The organism is Colwellia sp. MB3u-4 (assembly GCF_014077065.1).
GTDB lineage: Bacteria > Pseudomonadota > Gammaproteobacteria > Enterobacterales > Alteromonadaceae > Cognaticolwellia.
This window is the reverse complement of sequence record NZ_JACGVE010000088.1, coordinates 223,748-243,847: the sequence shown is the minus strand read 5'-3', so window position 1 is coordinate 243,847 and position 20,100 is coordinate 223,748. Positions and strand designations below refer to the sequence as shown.

The 20,100-nt window shown below is 36.7% G+C and carries 17 protein-coding genes; 9 read left to right on the top strand and 8 right to left on the bottom strand.

Annotated elements, in window-relative coordinates:
- Nucleotides 1-306: 306 nt before the first annotated feature.
- The 6 genes from H4J61_RS15280 to H4J61_RS15255 all read right to left on the bottom strand — a co-directional run bounded on the left by H4J61_RS15280 (nucleotide 307) and on the right by H4J61_RS15255 (nucleotide 5,455).
- A complete protein-coding gene (locus H4J61_RS15280; protein WP_182185939.1) occupies nucleotides 307-669 on the bottom strand; it encodes an antibiotic biosynthesis monooxygenase in 363 nt (120 codons plus the stop codon).
- 219 nt (nucleotides 670-888) lie between these two features.
- Nucleotides 889-1,779 carry a dienelactone hydrolase family protein gene (locus H4J61_RS15275; protein WP_182185936.1) on the bottom strand — a complete coding sequence of 297 codons (891 nt, stop codon included), beginning with the start codon at nucleotides 1,777-1,779 and terminating at the stop codon, nucleotides 889-891.
- A 356-nt stretch (nucleotides 1,780-2,135) separates the two neighbouring features.
- Nucleotides 2,136-2,465, bottom strand: coding sequence for a YnfA family protein (locus tag H4J61_RS15270; RefSeq protein ID WP_182185934.1), 330 nt, complete (start codon nucleotides 2,463-2,465; stop codon nucleotides 2,136-2,138).
- Between the two features lie 109 nt (nucleotides 2,466-2,574).
- Nucleotides 2,575-3,156, bottom strand: a complete 582-nt coding sequence (locus tag H4J61_RS15265) for an antibiotic biosynthesis monooxygenase (RefSeq protein ID WP_182185932.1) — start codon at nucleotides 3,154-3,156, stop codon at nucleotides 2,575-2,577.
- Between the two features lie 440 nt (nucleotides 3,157-3,596).
- Complete coding sequence (locus tag H4J61_RS15260) at nucleotides 3,597-4,127, bottom strand: TetR/AcrR family transcriptional regulator (protein ID WP_182185930.1); 531 nt, start codon at nucleotides 4,125-4,127, stop codon at nucleotides 3,597-3,599.
- 197 nt (nucleotides 4,128-4,324) lie between these two features.
- Entirely contained in the window at nucleotides 4,325-5,455 is a 1,131-nt protein-coding gene (locus H4J61_RS15255; RefSeq protein WP_182185927.1) for an FAD-dependent oxidoreductase, read from the bottom strand.
- Nucleotides 5,456-5,695: 240 nt separating this feature from the next.
- Between H4J61_RS15255 and H4J61_RS15250 the strand changes: the two genes are divergently transcribed.
- Together H4J61_RS15250 and H4J61_RS15245 are read left to right on the top strand one after the other, a co-directional pair.
- On the top strand, nucleotides 5,696-6,313 hold the full coding sequence (locus H4J61_RS15250) for a glutathione S-transferase (RefSeq protein ID WP_182185925.1): 618 nt from the start codon (nucleotides 5,696-5,698) through the stop codon (nucleotides 6,311-6,313).
- Nucleotides 6,314-6,394: 81 nt separating this feature from the next.
- The gene (locus H4J61_RS15245; protein ID WP_182185922.1) at nucleotides 6,395-7,087 is read left to right on the top strand and encodes a cupin domain-containing protein; all 693 of its coding nucleotides are present in this window, start codon (nucleotides 6,395-6,397) and stop codon (nucleotides 7,085-7,087) included.
- 726 nt (nucleotides 7,088-7,813) lie between these two features.
- Here H4J61_RS15245 and H4J61_RS15240 read toward each other — a convergent pair.
- Entirely contained in the window at nucleotides 7,814-8,200 is a 387-nt protein-coding gene (locus H4J61_RS15240; RefSeq protein ID WP_182185920.1) for a YkvA family protein, read from the bottom strand.
- 434 nt (nucleotides 8,201-8,634) lie between these two features.
- On the opposite strand from H4J61_RS15240, the gene H4J61_RS15235 reads away from it, so the two are divergent.
- Nucleotides 8,635-9,210, top strand: a complete 576-nt coding sequence (locus H4J61_RS15235) for a DNA-J related domain-containing protein (protein WP_182185918.1) — start codon at nucleotides 8,635-8,637, stop codon at nucleotides 9,208-9,210.
- 366 nt (nucleotides 9,211-9,576) lie between these two features.
- On the opposite strand, the gene H4J61_RS15230 is transcribed toward H4J61_RS15235, so the two are convergent.
- On the bottom strand, nucleotides 9,577-10,269 hold the full coding sequence (locus H4J61_RS15230) for an SOS response-associated peptidase family protein (RefSeq protein ID WP_182185915.1): 693 nt from the start codon (nucleotides 10,267-10,269) through the stop codon (nucleotides 9,577-9,579).
- A 545-nt stretch (nucleotides 10,270-10,814) separates the two neighbouring features.
- Between H4J61_RS15230 and H4J61_RS15225 the strand changes: the two genes are divergently transcribed.
- The 6 genes from H4J61_RS15225 (at nucleotide 10,815) to H4J61_RS15200 (ending at nucleotide 19,937) form a co-directional block, all read left to right on the top strand.
- A complete protein-coding gene (locus tag H4J61_RS15225; RefSeq protein WP_182185913.1) occupies nucleotides 10,815-11,534 on the top strand; it encodes a glycosyltransferase family 2 protein in 720 nt (239 codons plus the stop codon).
- A gap of 12 nt (nucleotides 11,535-11,546) precedes the next feature.
- Nucleotides 11,547-12,209, top strand: coding sequence for a TVP38/TMEM64 family protein (locus tag H4J61_RS15220; protein WP_182185911.1), 663 nt, complete (start codon nucleotides 11,547-11,549; stop codon nucleotides 12,207-12,209).
- 68 nt (nucleotides 12,210-12,277) lie between these two features.
- Nucleotides 12,278-13,624, top strand: coding sequence for a UDP-glucose/GDP-mannose dehydrogenase family protein (locus tag H4J61_RS15215; RefSeq protein WP_182185908.1), 1,347 nt, complete (start codon nucleotides 12,278-12,280; stop codon nucleotides 13,622-13,624).
- Complete coding sequence (locus H4J61_RS15210; RefSeq protein ID WP_182185906.1) at nucleotides 13,621-14,607, top strand: NAD-dependent epimerase; 987 nt, start codon at nucleotides 13,621-13,623, stop codon at nucleotides 14,605-14,607. The genes H4J61_RS15215 and H4J61_RS15210 overlap by 4 nt, the downstream gene beginning before the upstream one ends.
- 65 nt (nucleotides 14,608-14,672) lie before the next feature.
- Nucleotides 14,673-16,412 (top strand): glycosyltransferase family 39 protein, encoded by a 1,740-nt coding sequence (locus H4J61_RS15205; RefSeq protein WP_182186065.1) that lies wholly within the window; start codon nucleotides 14,673-14,675, stop codon nucleotides 16,410-16,412.
- A gap of 912 nt (nucleotides 16,413-17,324) precedes the next feature.
- Entirely contained in the window at nucleotides 17,325-19,937 is a 2,613-nt protein-coding gene (locus H4J61_RS15200; protein ID WP_182185903.1) for an EAL domain-containing protein, read from the top strand.
- Nucleotides 19,938-20,100 lie beyond the last annotated feature (163 nt).

Genomic DNA, 20,100 nt, shown 5'->3' with positions numbered 1-20,100 from the left:
TGAAGAGCTAAAGCATCACTAATTTACGCTCAAGCAAAAATTTTAGCCGCGAGCCAACTATTGCTTAGACATTCAAATTTAGAAAGCACAATTGAATATTTCGCTGTTGAAATAGACCATGCTTTATCTATATCAGAAAGCACTGAAACTTAATGCCGATTTTAAATGTCTCAAAACCTGAGGCAATTTCGCTGCCTTTGGAGGGAGAGTTAACCATAACTATTGCGATAAAGCAGTCGTTTTTTGGTGTTCAAAATCGTCCCAACAATGACTCTCTTGAGCGCTTTGCAGACGTTAGCAGAAAAATTATGACTGCGATATTAATACTTTAATTTTTTCGTCTTGTATTAGCATTAAAATAATCGCCTTATTAACTTCACGACGTGTTTTTGACTTATGCCAACGATTCCAACAAGCCACATTATCCCAGTTGGTGATAATCGTTCTAATATTAGGATTATTAATGTTGCGGTATGATGCGCCGGAAATATAACCTTTTGCCGTCATTATTGCGGTTAAACTTTTACGAATTTCAGAATCGTATGTGCTTTCCATATCGTCAGCGAGTACACGCTCAATAAGTACTTTTATCATTTTTATTTCAGTTACCCAATAGTTAAATTTACAAACATCATATTTTACCATCACTAGCCTATAGATATAACGCATTTACCCCATCATTGTAAGTGGAAAATAGCTGATGTTATCTTGATGTAGAGGTCTATTATGCTGTTAAATTATCTGAGGCTATAGTTATTTAAGTTATAAAGAGCTGAGTAAAATCAACGTTGGCTGTCAAAAACACCCCAAAGTGATCATTTACGCCCTTATTAATCACCCAAAAAACTGACGTTATCCCTTACTTTTGTATCCTCCAACGAAGCATTTTTAAACTAGTTTTTCAGCAAAAAATGCTAATGTACGATCCCATGCAAGGTCTGCACTTTCTTTATCATAGCGCCCAGTAGAGTCATTATGAAAACCATGTTGGGCATTTTTATACATGTGCATTTGATAAGGGGCTCCTACCTTTTTTAAGTCGTTCTCATATTCAGGCCAATATTTGTTAACTCTTTCATCAAGTTCAGCAAGCTGAATAAGTAACGAAGCCTTAATATTTTTCCTTAACTCACTTTGTGCAGGTGTGCCATAAAAAGGTACTCCAGCAATAATAAGATCAGACTCAATCGCAGCTAAATAATTAACTATGTAGCCGCCAAAACAAAAGCCAACAGCACCGAGTTTCCCGTTACTTCTGTCATGCTTCTTGATGAATTTTGCTGCTGCAACAAAATCTTGTTGTATTTTAGAACGCTCCATGGTTTTTTGCATTGCTCTACCCTCATCGTCATTCCCAGGATATCCTCCTAGTGTAAACAGAGCATCTGGAGCAAAGGCAAGATAACCCGCTTTAGCCAGCCGACGAGTGACATCTTTTACGTATGGGTTCAGTCCCCTATTTTCATGAATAACTAAAACAACGGGTAAAGTGCCTGTTTTATTGGTTGGCGTGACTAAATAGCCAGCGCCTTTGCCGTAACCATTTGGGGAATCAAAGGTCTCATAGGTTGCTTTTATTTCAGCGTCATTAAAAGAGACTTGTTCGGCTAAGACATAATTAGGCATCAGTGTGGATGTTAATAAGGCCATGGAATAACCAACAGCAACCAAAGTACCTAATTTTGCCATAAAGGCTCTGCGATCCATTCCTCCATGAGCATATTCGTCGTACCAGTCAAATGCTTCTTGAGGGATATCACTATCTAATTTTTTTGACATGTTTATCTCACTTGTAAATTTTTCATTTTTAAAACAAAATGAAGACTTATAACAGACTTATAAAATAGAATAATTTTTAAGGCTTCACAAATTTTAAAATCACAATTTAACTATATTAATTAGGTTACTATTTCTACAGAAAATTAAATACCAAATAACGTTAACTATTTGATGGTGATACTTTAGCCACTGTAAAGCCTAAGTCGTAGTCATTTTTGGATTGTATTTAGTCTCTAAAAACGTTTATTTTCAAGTGGCTGTATCTGGGGTAAACCTTTTTTAGACACCCTAATAACGTTAAGATTTTCTCGCTATATCAGCGCTGAAACAGCCGCACAGTTTACATTTTTTAATTGTTATGACGTGCGGGGGGCAAACATAATAATAGCCATACCCAGAAGTGCTACTCCTGAACCCACTAAATCCCATGCTGTTGGGCGAATTCCTTCTATAACCCATAACCATAAAATAGCCATAAAAATATAAACACCACCATAGGCTGCATAAACTCTACCAGCGGCCTCAGGATGCAGAGAAAGCAACCACGAAAATGCGGCCAAGCTCAGAGCCGCTGGAACCAATAACCAAATTGACTTATCTTCACGCAACCAAAGATACGGTAAATAACAACCCATAATTTCAGTTAAAGCTGTAATGATAAAAAGACCGAATATTTTAAATTCCATCAAAAAAATCTCTCTTAGTAGTGAAAAAATCCCATTTCAGCCGCGATTTGCCGAAGAAAGCGTAGAAAAAACTATTATCTGCACGTTGTTGTTGGGCTACAAGTGTGCCTCAACTGAATAGCCATCGCTGGATAAATCGTGTGTAACGAGGCATGATCCAATAAACCATGAGAAAAACGATGACACCTGTTACTGCAAGCGTAGTTATAAAGTGATTATCGGGAAAGTGTAATAGTTGCAGCACGGGTGCAATGACTATCGGCACACCAAGCACTAAAGGGTAAATGGCAGACCATGTCACTATGCACTGTTTCCAGCGTACGGGTACTTTAGCTTTAGCTCTTTCTGGGGTAAACCAGAAGTCTAGTCCACTACTGATAAAAAAATCATCGCCAGTGACTAATAACGGCTGAACCTTGTCAATCAGACGAGAGCGAGTCGGCGACTCCATCCAGTCTTGTAAATGTGCTCGAGTGTCAAATCGGATAATAATTGTGTAGGTTCCGGTCAGTCCAGAAATTGGACGGACGATGTGCCAGTCCAGATTCCCTTTTGAGGCTTTGCAAAGCGGCGCAATTTCATTAGACCAACTTTCGTAATCGGCATGCTTGCCCTCACGCACTCTATGCGTAATAACAACCGTTGCCCCTTCTATATCGCTAAAATTCTCAGCAACTTTATCTGTCTTCATATCTGCGTCCTTATATTGCTCAACACCTAAATAGCAGGCTAAGTTATCGTTGGCTAAGTTATAGTTGACTAAAATTGTCTAGCTAAACGAAACCTAGCCAACTATTACCTGTGTGTTTGAGTAAATTAGAGACTCACTGTCTGCGACTGCCAAATGTGTTTACACAAGCATTGGCTGAATTATTTTTGTTTCGCTTTGACCCTGTTTTTTGGGATTAATTTTATATAGATTTAGCTTCGTCTAGGCTATTCATGGGCTTATGTCAGTGGACTTATTTGATCGGACTAATGTGATCGAACATAAAAATGAGATTTAGGTGTTTTTCTAATATGGCTTAATGCGATAACCATTCCACAATAATGGCACAACAATGACACATAGCTTAGGTAAATATTGTCTAACAACTTCGCCTAAACAGCATAGTTTGTAAGAATACGCGGTTAAAGATAATCTTGAATATTATCAAAAGCCGTTTTATCATCTAATACTTTAGATAAAATCATCATACCCTCTAAAGAGGCTAATAACTGAATAGCTTTAGCTTTGGCACTTGCTACTGTCATGTCTTTTTCTTCAATATATCTTTGTTGTAACCAGTTTATATTCAATTCAAAAAAACGTTTAATTTCACTTTTTACTTGCTCTGGTAAGGCGTCTAACTGTGCGCCTAATAAACCACATAAGCACATTTGGTTATCTTTTTCCAATGCCGCTTTGAACATATTAATATAGAGCTTAATCGCACTACTCTCTGGTTGCTTTGCTTTCTCATCATTTAGTGATGCTAAAAACACATCGGTATACTGATGGGCTAATTCTGCAGCTAAATCAGCTTTCGTGCGAAAATAATAATGCACACTTGAGCTTTTAATGCCGATTTCATCGGCAAGCTCTCTAAAGCTAAAATTACCGTAGCCGCCAGACCTTACTTTGTTTTCAGCTAATGTGAGTATTTGAGATTTTTTATTCATAAATAAATGCTATCTGAGAGGTTAAGTAAATAATGAAGTTATTGAGTAACTTTAAGGCCCATATTAGCGATATAAGCAGACAAGGTTGCTGCTGGTGTTAATTACTCAATAATCTCAGCCATTATCAATGACTAAGTCATTTTATTCAAATACTTAATAATTTCGCTAAATTGATACCACTAAGATGCTTGTCCATTTTAGTGACTTGTAAACAAGACTTCTTTTTTCAATAAACTAATCGCTGTATCAGCGGCGTTAATCGCGCCTTCAAGGTAACCCGCGTCTTGCTCAGAAAACTCACTACCTGCCAAATATAAATTTAATGACGATAACTCCTGAGAAAATTGCTTTATATGAAAATCAGGATGCGCCGGTGGCTCTGTTCTGTCGTTATCTGTGGCAACATGGACATCGTTACCCCAACTTTTTAAATAACACTGTTCATAGTCCTCGGCTGCTTCGCCAAACAATAACTTAAGCTGATTAACGCACTGGGCTTTTAAATGTTCAATAGAAACACTTTTTATGGCTTGGGATGAAAGTCCAATAAAACCAAACAATGCAAAACCCTGCTGATCTGCTGCTGAGGCATCATGAATTTCTATCATAGGTCCAACGCGACTAAATGCTTGTCCTGCCAAGCCATTGTTTCGCCAAAAAGGTTTATTATAAGTCGCTATAAACTTTGCTTGGTTTGCCATCCAAGTGGGTACAGCCACTAACGCTTTTGTTAACGCTTCACTCGCCCAATGAGCAGGCATTAAGTATTCATGAATAAGTCTGGGTGGTAAGGCTAATATTAAATTGTCGGTTTCGTGAATAACCACCGAAGCATCTTTTGTATTTTTCACTGTCACTTGCCAAGTGTCATTGATCTTTATTAAACTATCCACTTGAGAACTAAGCTGATAGTTACTTTTTGATAACTTAGCTTGCAAAGCCAAAATGAGTTTATATAGCCCCCCTTCTAAACGATGCAATAAAGGCCCTTGGCCATTTTTAATGATTTTAGGTGCTATATTCGTATGTTCATGATAAACAACCGCGCCAGCAATATGTTGATGAAATAAATTTTGCTGCAAATTAGCCGCCAATGCTTTCATACGATAATGATGCGGAAATATCCATGTTGGGCCAAGATCATGAAATAATGACTCATCATTATTTACCTTAGGCTGTTCGCTATGAATGCGCCCACCAAAAACATCTTTCGCTTCAAAAAGCACATAGGGAATATTTAACTGTTCTAACTGAAACGCTGTGTACAAACCAGCTAATCCACCACCAACAATAATTACGCGCTTTTTATTCATCAATACCTCATTCATCAACACCTCTAACCTACCTACTGATAGATAAATATTAACTGACGTGCAATTTAAAAGCAATTTATTTTACAACGCACTAGCAGCTACATTTAGCTATAAGTTAACATTTGACAATTGATATAAAAACAACCAAGCTACCTACCAATAGATAGACAGCTTGGTTGTTAGATATAAAACTAAGTAAATTGGTAGTAAATAAAATAATGCTTATTTAAATACACTCATTAATTGGAAATAAAAATGAAAATATATGATGTTGAAGGTTTTCCTAATCCACTTCGTGTTCGAATGGCTTTAGCTGAAAAAAATGCGCTAGACCAGGTTACTTTTGTTCCTGTTGACGTAATGAACGCTGAGCATAGAAGTGATGCTTTCCTAGTAAAAAATCCAGCTGCTGGTGTTCCAGTACTCGAATTAGATGATGGTACTTATCTTTCTGAATGTTCAGCTATTATTGAATATATCGATCACACATTTGCCGGCATTTCATTAACAGGAACGTCTGCTAAAGAGCGTGCTGTTATTAGCATGATGCAACGCAGAGCTGAATTTATGGTACTTGATGCTGCCGCTACTTATTTTCATCATGCAACTGATGGTTTAGGACCCGATCTTGAAATAGACCAAAATAAAGCATGGGGCAATAAACAAGCTAAAAATGTATTGGCCGGTTTTAAATATTTTAATACCGTATTAAGTACCACGCCGTATGTCGCCGGTAACGAATTTACGATGGCTGATATCACCTTATTCGCAGGTCTTGCTTTTGCTGATTTTGGTAAACTAACCGTGCCAAGTCAATATACACATTTACTTGCATGGCGTGCAAAGATACAAGACCGACCAAGCCTTAAATAAAACTATATCGCGAGTTGTTTAACCGCTTTAATGGCATTAACGACTCGCTCCCCTTTACTCTTTTTTAACTAGGATTTACTGATGGGAATTTTTGATGATTTTACGCAAAGAGCCGTTGTTCATAGTGCCTCATTAGACTGGTTAGCCTCACCCATGCCAGGCGTTGAAAGAAAACCTCTAGATAGAGTGGGTGGCGAGGTAGCTAGAGCAACCAGCATAGTAAGATACGCAAAAGGCAGTAAATTTTCTCCTCATGTTCATACCGGCGGCGAAGAGTTTGTTGTACTTGACGGTGTATTTCAAGATGAAAGTGGAGATTTCCCTATCGGCTCGTATGTTCGAAATCCTCCGCAATCTAGTCATACGCCACGCTCTGATAACGGCTGTATTATTTTTGTAAAATTGTGGCAGTTTCAACCTGAAGATAGAACCCATGTTCGCCTCCAGATAAATAAAATGTCAGCGATTCCTTCGCAAACAGTTGGCGTATCTATTACCCCTTTATACAAAGACAAACATGAAGAAGTGTCGGTTTATTATTTTGAACCGAATACAAAAATAAGTTTATCAGTTCCTGAAGGTGCAGAGGTATTAGTATTAGCCGGGGAATTACAAGCACAAAATGATTTACTGCAAAAGCATAGCTGGATGCGTTTACCGTTAGGCGACACACTAGCAGTAACGGCAAGAAGTAATGGCGCAAAAGTTTGGATTAAAACAGGAAATTTATCTGATGTAAACAACCAGATAAAACGGATTCAAGCGGTAAGTTGATTTTTAAGCAAAGAATAAACAGGGAGTAACTAAAGGGGTATGCTATCCCTTTAGTTGAGTTTCACTCAAAAAACTTTCTATATTCAAATAAATAATCTTACATGAATAGTTAAGCTTTTTTAGTGCTCTACGCAAATACCCCAAGAAATCATGTTCGTTTGCATGAATAATTTTTTCCTCCATACTCGAACATCTGGTTTAGCATCATAATCATCTGGTGAATAAACTATGCCCGCTATTTTTGGACCATCCATATAACACTCTCTTAGCGCGCTAAGAGAGTTAACTTCATCAATTAGAACTGAATTTTTTGCCCCGTGGCTGCCTGAAATTTATCCACGCTTGTCTTCTCTAGTACTTTCATAAAGTGATGAAGCTTGTATTCCATTACCTCACTTGAGTAAATAATTCGACTTAGCACCTTTAACAGGAGAGTATTTAAAACAACCCACACAGTTTAATTACGCTGCTTCTTAAAGATTTAATCACTCTTCAAATTCTTCTTCTGTTTCACCTGAAAAAACTACCACTGACCACTATATTAGACGTAGAAGTGGCCATTACAGCCATTAAACGTAATGTGGGCTTCTCGCTATTAGTGGACATTTTTAGCTGTGTTAAAAAAGCAGGCTACTACCATATTGCACTCATGACTCATTCTTATGATATCGTGGATTTAGATTATATCTAATATGCTTGCGCTCTAAAACGTCACGTTTAATTAGTTTAATTGTTTGATATTAAGTGATAAAACCAACGCCCAAATATATATAGGATGGTAAGCCAAATAATAATGAATACAACAGCGGCTGTGTAACTTATTGGCCTTTTTTCTGCGTATTCAGCCTGTCGCTTTGCATTGTCGATGATATGTGAAGGCGTAAGTTTTATTATTAAAGCCAAACCAAGAGGAATAATAATAATGTCGTCTAATAAGCCTATTATGGGTATAAAATCTGGGATAAGATCGATAGGACTTAATGCGTAAGCTGCAATTAATATTGCTAATATTTTAATATGCACAGGTAGTCGTGGATCACGAGAAACATAATACACTATAATAGTCTGCTTTTTAAGCAGGTTAGCTTTTATTCTAATATCAGTCAGATTCATAATGATTACTTATTAATTACTTACTTATTGATTACAAATAAAAATTTATAATCACGCCACTCTTGATATTAACGCTTACTTGAAGACTTAATAAGTTAACTCAAAATCTATAGCTATCACAGCATTTATTAATGTATGGCGTGTGTATAAGTGTTGTTGAAAATTTTTTATTGTTTAAATAAAGCATGTCATTAGAAAGTATATTAAGCGCTCTTTTATATGTTGATAAAATAGTCTTCTATTGGCTAACAGCGGATATTTTGGCTGAGCTGAAAAGCTTAAGAGTTAGTACTATTTTGACCTGACATCCTCATAATTGCTATGGTTTGCTTAAGAGCGAGCATGATACTCTTGACTCTAACCAGTAAACGCTAGCTTGTACTGTGCCAGCTGACAGTCATATGTGTGCAATAAATAGAAAAGGAACTAAAACTATGACCAATCCTTTAATTATTTCGATACTGAGATATTTAAGAGAGCAGAAAAGTTCCTGCTCTCTGCTTGATTTGGTGAAGCTTTGTGAACAAGACTTTCTTTCGCTTATTCTAACGGATGTCGCTCCTCAGATAGCCATTTTCCAAAAGAATTTTTTTGTTATGAATGCGCTGTATCAAATTCAACATGATATTCAAACAGAGGGTTTTTCACTGACAATTTTTCCTTTAGAAATTTGTCTGATGCCACATTGCGCTGGCGTTAAAAATTCCCTGACCACGCGCGATAATGATCTGGCCCACTACTATTTGGACTGGTCTAATTTGAATAACATCACTGTTGAAGAGGTTGAATCACTTTTTGATAGTTTTTGGCAAAAATATCAGGCAGTAGATAAGGTTGGCGATGCTCTGACGACTTTAGGACTAAATCAAGGTGTGGATTGGTCTAAGATACGTCAGGCTTACCAAAAAAAAGTTTTCATTAATCACCCTGATAAAGGCGGCTGTGCAGATGACTTTATCAAAACCCGAGAAGCCTATGAAATTTTAAGGTTTTGTTATTATAAAATTTAACGCCAATTTTTTATTTATCTCTAATTCGTTAAGGGCCATATTAAGCGTTAGAAAATGACGCATTAAACGTTAAACAAGTCTGACGCAAAGTTCATTTTTCACATCATGACTAAGACCAACTATGATAGATCACAGCTCTACTTTGCTACCAAAGCCAATAATCCTAGTCTGTTCATATTTAAACGTCTACTTTTTGTGCTAAGTTTACAATAGCTTATCAACGTCAATAATGGGTAATGTTTGTTCCTTACCTGCATCTGCTGGAGTGTCATATTTGTATCAAAATGCGTATTAAACGAACGGTTTTTTTGCCCAATGATGACAGCTGGCTCTGGTTTGATTGAACGTTAAGGCCACCATATCGAATCAATCATGGTTAATAAGCTGTGACTCTGAGATCGTTTTATAAGTCATAGGTTTATCAATCTGGTGAGCAATAAGATTTTGTGGAATATGGGGTTTTAGCAAGTGTTCAAATTGCTCAACCTCATTAAATTGAGTATTTAGCCACCTATCTACTAATAGTGATTCTTGCGGTAGGATTAGCGGCATTGCTTTGCTGTGAATTTTCATCAGCTTTGGGTGTGGTGGCAAGGTAATAACCGAGCAGCTAAGTTTTATTTCACCTGTTGTTTGGTGCTTCCATTCACGACACAAACCGCCAAGTATTAAACCACCAGACTCTGCTGCCATATCGTAATAATGTATAGGTTTTTTATTCACAAATTCAGTTTCACCAAAACCTTTAACCGCAATAACACATCGTGAACTACGGTACGCTTGATAACCTGCACTTCTTGGGGTATTTAACTTATCATATCGTGTATTAAATGAAGTGAATTTAGACGGTTTAAAATCATTTTCCGTTTGGTCTAACAATAACCACCAAGTAGCATTTTCCACACGCCGTTGTTCACCTACATTCCTGACAATGGAAATGGTATCCGCCGCTTTTACACAACGGCTATCAATAGGATTATCAATTACCTTGTTAATTTTTAAGCTGGTATAAAGTTTTTTAACACCCTTATCAAAGGTCATATTGAACCGACCGCACATGTTTTTTATTCCTCATAAATTACAGGCTATCTTAGCAACGAACTTTAGCTATATCTCGCCAATTAGCGGTGAACTGCAAGCTTAAACAATAACGCTTTATTGACCAATTTTTCCGTTTGCCCTGCTACACCTAGCTTTAACATGCCTTGACCATAGCAATTATTAATGGACTAATTTTAAAGAGTGTTGGTATTTAAAAACAGAGAATATTGCGTACTTACAAAGACACTAAGCAACTTTTTTTTGCTCTTTTTCGCTCTATGAGTTGGCCTATGTGTATGTTAATCAAAATCAGTTCAATCATCAAAGAGCGCCATAATATAACAAGCATCCAATCTGTTGTCACAAGAATAGGCCTGTCTGCTGACATTACAAAGACACTCTCACTCAGCCATGACAAACTTTTTGCTTCCAAGTTACTATAAAAGTTAGTGAAAAAAGTTAGTGAAAAATTTTAAAATCACAAGTTTTTGAAGATATGTTCTACACTATTTAGTTAAGTTAACTTAACTAAAATTCTGATACTTTCAAGGAAATAACTACTAATGCTTTCTGTCGTGATCCCCGCTAAGAATGAAATTGAAAATATTCAGCCTTTAGTTGAAGAAATATATAACGCCATCGGTGATTTAGCTGACTTTGAAATAATTTATGTTGATGATGGCAGTACTGATGGCACTTATGAAGAAATTAAGCGACTTAAGGACAATGGTTATGCTGTCCTTCGCATATTAAAACATGCTGAAAGTGTCGGACAAAGCACTGCTGTTTATAATGGTATTCAAGCGGCATCAGGAGAGCTAATTGTTACACTCGATGCCGACGGCCAAAATAATCCCGCGAATATTCCAGCATTGCTTTGTAAAGCAGCTGAATTTAACCATGGTGAGCATTTTTGTATTGCCGGCTATCGCAAGAACAGGAAAGATACCCCATGGAAACGATTTCAGTCACGTGTAGCAAATCGAGTCCGTTCAGCCATACTCAATGACGGCACTCCAGATACGGGTTGTGGCTTAAAAATTTTCCCAAAACATACCTTCCAGTTATTACCTTATTTTGATCATATGCACCGTTTTATTCCTGCACTTATTCATCGCTTGCATGGAAAAATTGTTGTCGTGGAAGTTGATCACAGAGACCGTCAAGCGGGTATTTCTAAATACAATATGTGGAACCGCTTGTGGGTAGGTATTATAGATATGTTTGCCGTTTGTTGGCTTCAACGCCGACATAAACAAACCACTATCATTGAAAAGTTATAGTAGAGAGATTTTATGCTTTCGATAACAAGTTTAGGAACAAAAACAATTGTTTTTGTTTTATTTCTTTTCACTGCGTTAGCGATAAGTACCGGGTTATTGTCGGAGTATATAAATGAGTTATGGATAGATAATGAAATAGCCAATAACGGCATTAACGGTTTTTTGTACTTCCTTATTATAGGTGTATTAACAACCGCTTGTGGATTTCCTCGCCAAATGGTTGCTTTCCTAGGTGGTTACGCATTTGGTTTTACCTATGGCACCTTAGTAGCAACTGTTGCGACAACACTTGGCTGTTTACTTAGTTTCTATATAGCTCGCTTTATTATTCGGCCATTTATCATTAAAAAACATCCTGTTCGACTTGATGCAGTTTATCATTTCTTAAACCAGTACACCTTTAGTAAAACCATTATTATAAGGTCATTGCCTGTCGGTAGTAATTTACTCACTAACTCAGTAGCTGGTGCAGCCAAGATCAAGCTCAAACCATTCATCGCAGGATCATTCATTGGCTATTTACCGCAAATGATCGTTTTTTCCTTAGCGGGTAGTGGTGTACAAGTTCTCTCCTATTGGAAGATAAGCTTGAGTATCATACTGTTTATTATTTCCACTTTGCTCAGTGCTTTACTATACAAACAACATAAAAAACGCTCTTGCAGAATAGTGTAACCGAATAATATTCTTCACTTTATTCACAAAATTCAATCAGCTTGTCTGTCAAATAAATAAGGAAATTTATGAAGGTAACGATATATGGTATTGGTTACGTTGGCTTAGTACAAGCAGCTGCATTAGCATCTGTTGGCCATAATGTGATGTGTGTTGATATCGATGAAATAAAAATTAGTGATTTAAGATCGGGGATTATTCCAATTCACGAACCAGGTTTATCTACCCTGATAAATAAAGCGCACAAACAAAATTTAATAACGTTTACAACACATGCTCAAATAGGCGTTAAACACTCATCTATTCAAATAATTGCTGTTGGCACTCCGGCAAAGTCTACTGGGGAAGCTGACTTACAGTATGTGCTTTCAGTAGCTCAGTCTATTGCATTGTATATGGAATCACCTCAAATTATTGTCAATAAATCAACTGTGCCAGTAGGCACAACCGATAAGATACATAATACAATATCTACTGTATTACTTGCACGAGAACAGTCTTTTAATTTTCAGGTGGTATCTAATCCAGAATTTTTAAAAGAAGGAGCGGCAGTTAATGATTGTTTACGACCTGAAAGAATTATTTTAGGCACATGCGATCAAGAAAGCATAACCACTTTAAGCGCATTATATGCACCTTTTAATCGTAGCCGAAATCGCATTATTACTATGGACGTACGTTCAGCTGAATTAACCAAATATGCAGCAAATTGTATGTTAGCGACAAAAATTAGCTTTATGAATGAAATGGCCAACATTGCAGAACGAATGGGAGCTGATATAGAGTCTGTGCGACAAGGTATAGGTGCTGACTCCCGTATTGGTTATCAATTTATCTATCCAGGTTGTGGTTATGGTGGATCATGTTTTCCAAAGGACATAAAAGCATTAATTCACAGTGCCCATAACCTTGACTATCAACCACATATACTTGAAGCCGTTGAAGCAATAAATGAGCAACAAAAACAGAAACTTTTTTCTTATTTAGCTCTCCACTTTAGCCACGACTTAATGGGCAAAACTGTTGCCATATGGGGACTAGCTTTTAAGCCTGAAACAGATGATGTGCGTGAAGCACCTGCCATTACTTTAATTCGCTCATTATTAAAGGCCGGGGCAAAAATACAAGCCTACGACCCTGAAGCCAATGCAGCATGTCATAAAATTTTTGGTCTCTGTGAAAATTTAAATTTAGTAAACAATGCAGAGCAAGCATTAAACGATGCCGATGCTTTGGTTATTTGTACCGAGTGGGGCCAATTCAGGACGCCTGATTTTGACTTGATTAAACAAAAATTAAATTATAGCGTCATTATTGATGGGAGAAATTTATACGATGATAAGTTACTGACTCAAAAAGGATTCTCTTATTACGCAATAGGCAGAGGAGACAGTATTAAGAGGAATATGGTATGAAGATACTCGTTACTGGGGCCGCGGGATTTATTGGTTTTCATGTTGTTAATAAACTGTGTCAACAAGGTATAAGTGTTGTCGGTATTGATAACATAAATGACTACTACGATGTTAAATTGAAGTATGCTCGCTTAAAGGAGCTTGACAAAAACTCTAACTTTCATTTTATTAAATTAGATATTGCCGACAGAGATGGTGTAGCAAGCCTATTTAAAGAGGGAAAATTCAACCGTGTCATTCATCTTGCAGCGCAGGCAGGGGTAAGGTATTCCATAGATAATCCGATGGCGTATGCCGATGCCAATTTAGTTGGGCACCTTACGATTCTTGAAGGGTGTCGCCGTACAAATGTTGAGCACTTGATTTATGCTTCATCTAGTTCAGTTTACGGACTCAATAACAAAGTACCTTATAGTACAAAAAATTCAGTAGACACCCCAATTTCACTTTATGCTGCCACTAAAAAATCAAATGAGTTGATGGCACATAGCTACTCACATTTATATAAGATTCCAACAACAGGGTTAAGGTTTTTTACAGTATACGGACCGTGGGGAAGGCCTGACATGGCACTTTTCAAGTTCACTAAAGCAATAATAAATAATGAAGCGATTGATCTTTATAATAACGGTAACATGTGGAGAGACTTTACTTATGTTGATGATATTGTTGAAGGTATTTTTCGCATACAGGATGTGATACCAAAATCAGAAAAAGCCCCTTATAAAATATATAACATAGGCAACGGCCAACCAGTTAACCTACTTTCTTTTGTCGAATCATTAGAAAGCACACTAGGAGTAAAAGCACATAAAAACATGTTACCTATACAACCCGGTGATGTTTATCAAACTTATGCTGAAGTAGATGAGCTATTTCAAATCACAGGTTTTAAACCCCAAGTAACTGTTACGGTTGGCGTTGAGCGATTTGTAAAGTGGTATAAAGCCTTCTATGCCAAAAACTTAATGAATGCTGGCTAGCGTGAAAGGTTATTGCTATTCAATGAAATTTTCATAAAAATTAACATAAAAAGATTACGCCCTTGATGATTAACTCAGCTTATTGGTTCAACAAACAGCACTTTAAAACAGGACAAGAACACCAGTTTAACTTGATTTGGCTTTTTATTATTGCGCTGAGCATTATTCTTGTCGGTATCGGCTTGCGTGACCCCTGGCCAGCTGATGAACCTAGGTTCGCACAAGTTGCACGTGAAATGGTTGAAACAGGCCAATGGTTTTTCCCCATGCGTGGTGGCGAGCTGTATCCCGACAAACCTCCTGTTTTTATGTGGAGTATCGCTATTCTTTATTGGTTAACCGATTCGATTACCGTTTCGTTTTTACTTCCATCAGCAATTTGCTCTATTGTAACTTGCTTTCTTGTTTACGATTTAGGACGTAGATTATGGTCTAGCCAAATAGGTTGGTATGCCTCCTTGCTATTGCTGTCTACCATACAGTTTGTCCTGCAAGCAAAAGCGGCACAAATTGATGCCATGGTTTGTTGTTGGATCACCATAGGCTGCTATGGCTTGGCCCGCCATTTATTACTGGGTGAAAATTGGCGATGGTACTTTACCGCCTGCTTTTTTATGGGAATTGGCATCATCACAAAAGGTGTTGGTTTTTTACCTATATTCATGCTTATTCCCTATGTCGCATTACGAATTATTGCCCCACAAGAATCTGAAATTAAAGGAGAATGGCGTTGGTTAACAGGCCTACTAGTATTACTAGGGACTACCTTACTATGGTTAATCCCAATGCTTTATTGGGTGGAGCAATCGCAAAATCCACTTTTAGAACAATACCGAGATAACATTTTATTTAAACAAACTGGGGAGCGTTATGCCAATGCTTGGCACCACCTTAAGCCTTTTTGGTATTACCTGATTGAGGTTATTCCTATTTTTTGGCTGCCTACGTGTCTTTTATTACCTTGGCTAATCAAACACTGGTACCGTGCAATATTACAACTGGATCGCAGAATTATTCTGCTATTAGGCTGGGTAGTGCTTGTTGTTATTTTTTTTAGTTATAGTCCAGGAAAGCGCGGGGTATATTTATTACCAGCCTTACCCATGCTGTCATTGGTAGTAGCACCCTATTTGTCCTCGATACTTTCTAAAAAATGGCCAAAATTACTGATTTGGTCCTTTGTGTTTATCAGTTCATTGTGCGCTTTACTTACTGGTATTGTAGGAATAGTTGAAATAAAATCAACATTGAAATTAACTGAAAAATACCATATTACGCCGTGGTTTTACTTGTTTACACTTGGTGCTATTGGGCAAATAACAGCGTGGTTGACTTATCGAAACCATAGGTGGTTAAGTTGGCCTATTGCCTCGTCAATGGTCTGGATACTCTATAGCACTTGGGGATATCAATTATTAAATCCGGTTAAAACACCTAAAAATGTCTATTTGGAAATAACAAAAAAAATCCCAAAAAATAGTGAATTAGCCATAATAGGATTAAAGGAGCAATTAATTTATTTTAGCCCCTATACTTTTTCTCATTTTGGGTATCATACAAAAGATGAACTTTCATATCGAGCTGCGTGGAAATGGCAGGGTGAGAACCAAAAACGTTTTGTGTTAACCTATAAAAGAGCAATGCATGTTTGTTATGATCTCAACAAGGCACTACCTGTCGGCTATGCGCATCGAAGGGAGTGGTTATTACTACCCAGTACTAGCCGCTTAGCTCAATGTGAACCCAACAAAAAACAAATTAATCGCTATACTTTTTCTCCACGTATGACTTCATTAATAGATTAAAGAGCATTAAAACACTATTCATTATCATCAAAGATCTAAATATCACTATGTAGTCAAATAATTGCAATACCTTTATTGCCAATATTAATCTTAATAATAACAATAAAGGTGTTGTTCACTTAACCCGCAGTCTACAGCCATCGACACTAAAAGCTGCGTGTACAAAGCCTTTAGGATTACAAAAAATAACTACCCGCTGGGATAACGACAGTCTCATCAGAATAAGTCCCTAAAAGAACAAAGTTGTCCTCGCCTAAAGGTTAATTATCTCGAGCAAAATTTGCCCCCGCTTTATATTCAACCACACGGATTACATAGCCAATTTCATGCTTTTTACGCGCTAATGGCTTGCACTACACGCCAGATAAAAAGCTTGCCTGCTAAGCTTGTATTTTTTTTGATAACAACACCCTTAGTGAAATCCATATTTATCAAGTTAATTCCACTTACCGCTAATTATTTGCGTATTTTTGATTTGATCAATAAAATAGACCAGCAAAAGCTTTATATCTGACAAGCTTATTTTACGCCCTAGTCGTTGAATTTTATTCATAAATTATTTCATTAATACTAAAACAGTGACTTGATAGTCATATTTCTGTTACATTGTTGGTAATCGAAATATTAAATTTTTTAGCGACTATTGAACTGACGATTTTTTTACTGCTTATTTTTACTGGCTATAGCGTTAGTTGTACTTTTTTGTTATTTGTACAATGTAGCACCTTTAACGTGCAATTATTCTGTATAGCAAGGTAATATAATCTAGTAAAAATATCTAATAAGCTAAGCATTAGACTACAAGCTGTTGAGCGAAATGATGTGTGCCGTAACGAAAATGTGGTGAGTCTTGAAAGTTAACCGCAAGGCCAACATTTTGAATTATCATTCACTTAGATGAGTATGTATTTCTTGATATTTTCCGAATTCAGCAAAAGAATTTCCACCGCTTTAATTGCCATCATTTTACTTGCTATTGTTGTAAGCTTTGCTGGCCTTATTCATAATATTGACCAAAAAAACATCAGCGGACTAAATAGTGACGTTACTATTAATAGCAGCTATTACATTGATAAAACTAACAATACTGATCTTAATAATGTCTTAAGTAATACTGACTTTATCGCTAGTAAATTAAATAGTATTCCTTATACATTAGCACAGCAAAGTTATTGGATAAAACTATCCCTGCATTATCCTATTAATAAAACATCGATAACTGCCAGCGCGCCAGAAAGCTTTATTCAAGATAGTGGCAACAAGCAACTAATATTGATGGCCGAACATAGTATGCTTGATGTTTTTATCGTTTATCAACTAAACGCCTTAACTGCGCCAGAAGAAATTTATCATAAACGCGCCAACTCAAAAGCGTTAAGCCAAAATGTTTACCCTTATGCAAGACTACAACTGAATCAATTCGGCCATAGTGAATACCTGATAAAAGTGAAAAACTCTGGTCCTCCTAATATTCCTCTGCTGTTATTTACCCCGCAAGACTTCGAACAAAGAGTAATGCTATCTCAATTAATATATGGCGCATTTATCGGCATATTACTCATCATGGCAATATATAACTTAGTATTATTTTTTGCTGACAAAGATAAAGTTTATTTATTGTATATTGGTTACTTATTATCTGCTTTTGCAGCACTGTCCTCATTAACAGGTTATGGATATTTTCTTTTCTCCGACCAGGTAATGCAGTTACTCAATAAATATATTATCTTTACACATTTTTTACTCATTATTTTCTTACTGTTATTTACGGTTTATTTTTTACGTTATGACCGTTTAAAACATTGGGCTTACAAATATTCAATTGTATTTAGTATTGTTCTAAGTTTATTAGGGCTATATTCTCTTTCACTCGACGAATTAACACAAATTAAACTTTTTTTCTCTCTGCAGCCAATATTTTACATTGTCACACTCTTCTTAATTCTTAACCGCCTGAAAAGAGATTTTTTATGGGCACGTTTTTACTTCTTGTCCTGGTTGCCCTTATTAATTGGCGGTGTTATTCAACCTATGGTACTGCTTAATCAGCTTGAATATAGCTTTTTAACGGGTAATGCACTCCTATTTGCCATCATGATTGAAGTAACTTTTATGTCATTTGCCTTAGCTGAGCGTATTCGCCGCAATGAGCAAGAAAAGCTAACTATGGTTGCCTACCACCAAAGTAACCATTTACCGAGACAAACAAATTTAGACCATAAAATCAGTCAGCTAATAGAAGAAGGTAAGCAAGACTTTACTGTAATAGTGATCAAACCAGAGCAATTTCACCGTATCGAACTGTATATCAATGAACAAATATGCATCCAATTCTTTCAACAGGTCTATCTAAAATTATCTTCATTGTTCAGGTTTAATGATGCTGTACTTAATATCACTGAGCAATTTGAGAAACTCTGCTATCTCGAAAATAGCAGCTTGGCTATCGTCATTGACAATTCACCTAACGAGCAAGATATAGCACTATTTGTTAACTCAATTCAGCAAGCCGTTCGTGATGTTTTTTATATTAAAGATCTCAAACTGCCATTATCCGCGTATGTTGGTTTAGCAAACTTTTCTGCTCATGATAGCTCAAGTACAAGTATGATCAATAACGCGTCAATTGCCGCAAATAAAGCTGAGTTAACGCAAAATAAATGGGCTTACTTCACGCCAAAAGATAACCAAAGTAGTCCTTCATCAATACAGTTGGCCATTGACCTACAACAAGCAATAACAACGCAAGGATTTGAGTTATTTCATCAACCGCAGATCGATTTAAAAACCAATAAAGTCTGTGGTAGTGAATGTTTAATTCGCTGGCAGCATCCAACGCTTGGTCATGTTTCACCTGACATTTTTATTCCTGTCGCGGAAGACTTTGGTTTAATACCCTCATTAACCTTATGGGTAGTAGAAACAGCTTTGAGTCAACAAGCAGCGCTAACCCAACATACGGGTCTCAATCACATGGTGTCTATCAACATCAGTGGTAAAGACCTTATTCAAGAAAATTTTATTGATGACATCACCAAGATAATTAATCTCAGTGATATTAAAGCAGAAAAAATCATTTTCGAATTAACAGAATCTGTTTCTTTTGCACAAAATAACATCGCAATAGAAACCATAGAAAACCTTATTAAATTAGGTATTACGATTAGTCTTGACGACTTTGGTACTGGCTATGCTTCCATGTCGCAAATTAATCAGTTGCCGTTCCAAGAGTTAAAAGTAGACCGAGAATTTGTTGAAAATGTTTGTAGCAATAATAAACGTAAAGTTATTGCGGAAACTGCAGTAAAAATGGCAAAAGGGCTAGGCTTAGAAGTGGTCGCAGAAGGTATCAATAGCAGCTTAGATGAAGAAACTTTACGCAGTTTTGGTTGCGATATTGGCCAAGGTTATTACTATGCTAAACCTATGTCTTATGAGCAGTATCTAAGCTGGCTTAATAATTTATCTAATGGCCAAATACCAGCGAGCTTAGAGGGAGAATATATACCCGCTCCTCTTAAATAGGCAACTTTTTGCAAATCAATAAAAGATTAGCTAAAAGGCATGGATAATGAAGGTAGAGCGAGATAGGGTTGCACCGCCAAGAAGAGTTATTCTCTACGGCTGCACCCTGTATTAACTTAATCACCGACAGCGATATAGACATATGGTTGAAATCCATAACGCA

Coding starts and splice junctions, on each gene's coding strand:
- H4J61_RS15280 (WP_182185939.1), bottom strand. CDS start 669: ATGCGTTATATCTATAGGCTAGTGATGGTAAAATATGATGTTTGTAAA.
- H4J61_RS15275 (WP_182185936.1), bottom strand. CDS start 1,779: ATGTCAAAAAAATTAGATAGTGATATCCCTCAAGAAGCATTTGACTGG.
- H4J61_RS15270 (WP_182185934.1), bottom strand. CDS start 2,465: ATGGAATTTAAAATATTCGGTCTTTTTATCATTACAGCTTTAACTGAA.
- H4J61_RS15265 (WP_182185932.1), bottom strand. CDS start 3,156: ATGAAGACAGATAAAGTTGCTGAGAATTTTAGCGATATAGAAGGGGCA.
- H4J61_RS15260 (WP_182185930.1), bottom strand. CDS start 4,127: ATGAATAAAAAATCTCAAATACTCACATTAGCTGAAAACAAAGTAAGG.
- H4J61_RS15255 (WP_182185927.1), bottom strand. CDS start 5,455: ATGAATGAGGTATTGATGAATAAAAAGCGCGTAATTATTGTTGGTGGT.
- H4J61_RS15250 (WP_182185925.1), top strand. CDS start 5,696: ATGAAAATATATGATGTTGAAGGTTTTCCTAATCCACTTCGTGTTCGA.
- H4J61_RS15245 (WP_182185922.1), top strand. CDS start 6,395: ATGGGAATTTTTGATGATTTTACGCAAAGAGCCGTTGTTCATAGTGCC.
- H4J61_RS15240 (WP_182185920.1), bottom strand. CDS start 8,200: ATGAATCTGACTGATATTAGAATAAAAGCTAACCTGCTTAAAAAGCAG.
- H4J61_RS15235 (WP_182185918.1), top strand. CDS start 8,635: ATGACCAATCCTTTAATTATTTCGATACTGAGATATTTAAGAGAGCAG.
- H4J61_RS15230 (WP_182185915.1), bottom strand. CDS start 10,269: ATGTGCGGTCGGTTCAATATGACCTTTGATAAGGGTGTTAAAAAACTT.
- H4J61_RS15225 (WP_182185913.1), top strand. CDS start 10,815: ATGCTTTCTGTCGTGATCCCCGCTAAGAATGAAATTGAAAATATTCAG.
- H4J61_RS15220 (WP_182185911.1), top strand. CDS start 11,547: ATGCTTTCGATAACAAGTTTAGGAACAAAAACAATTGTTTTTGTTTTA.
- H4J61_RS15215 (WP_182185908.1), top strand. CDS start 12,278: ATGAAGGTAACGATATATGGTATTGGTTACGTTGGCTTAGTACAAGCA.
- H4J61_RS15210 (WP_182185906.1), top strand. CDS start 13,621: ATGAAGATACTCGTTACTGGGGCCGCGGGATTTATTGGTTTTCATGTT.
- H4J61_RS15205 (WP_182186065.1), top strand. CDS start 14,673: ATGATTAACTCAGCTTATTGGTTCAACAAACAGCACTTTAAAACAGGA.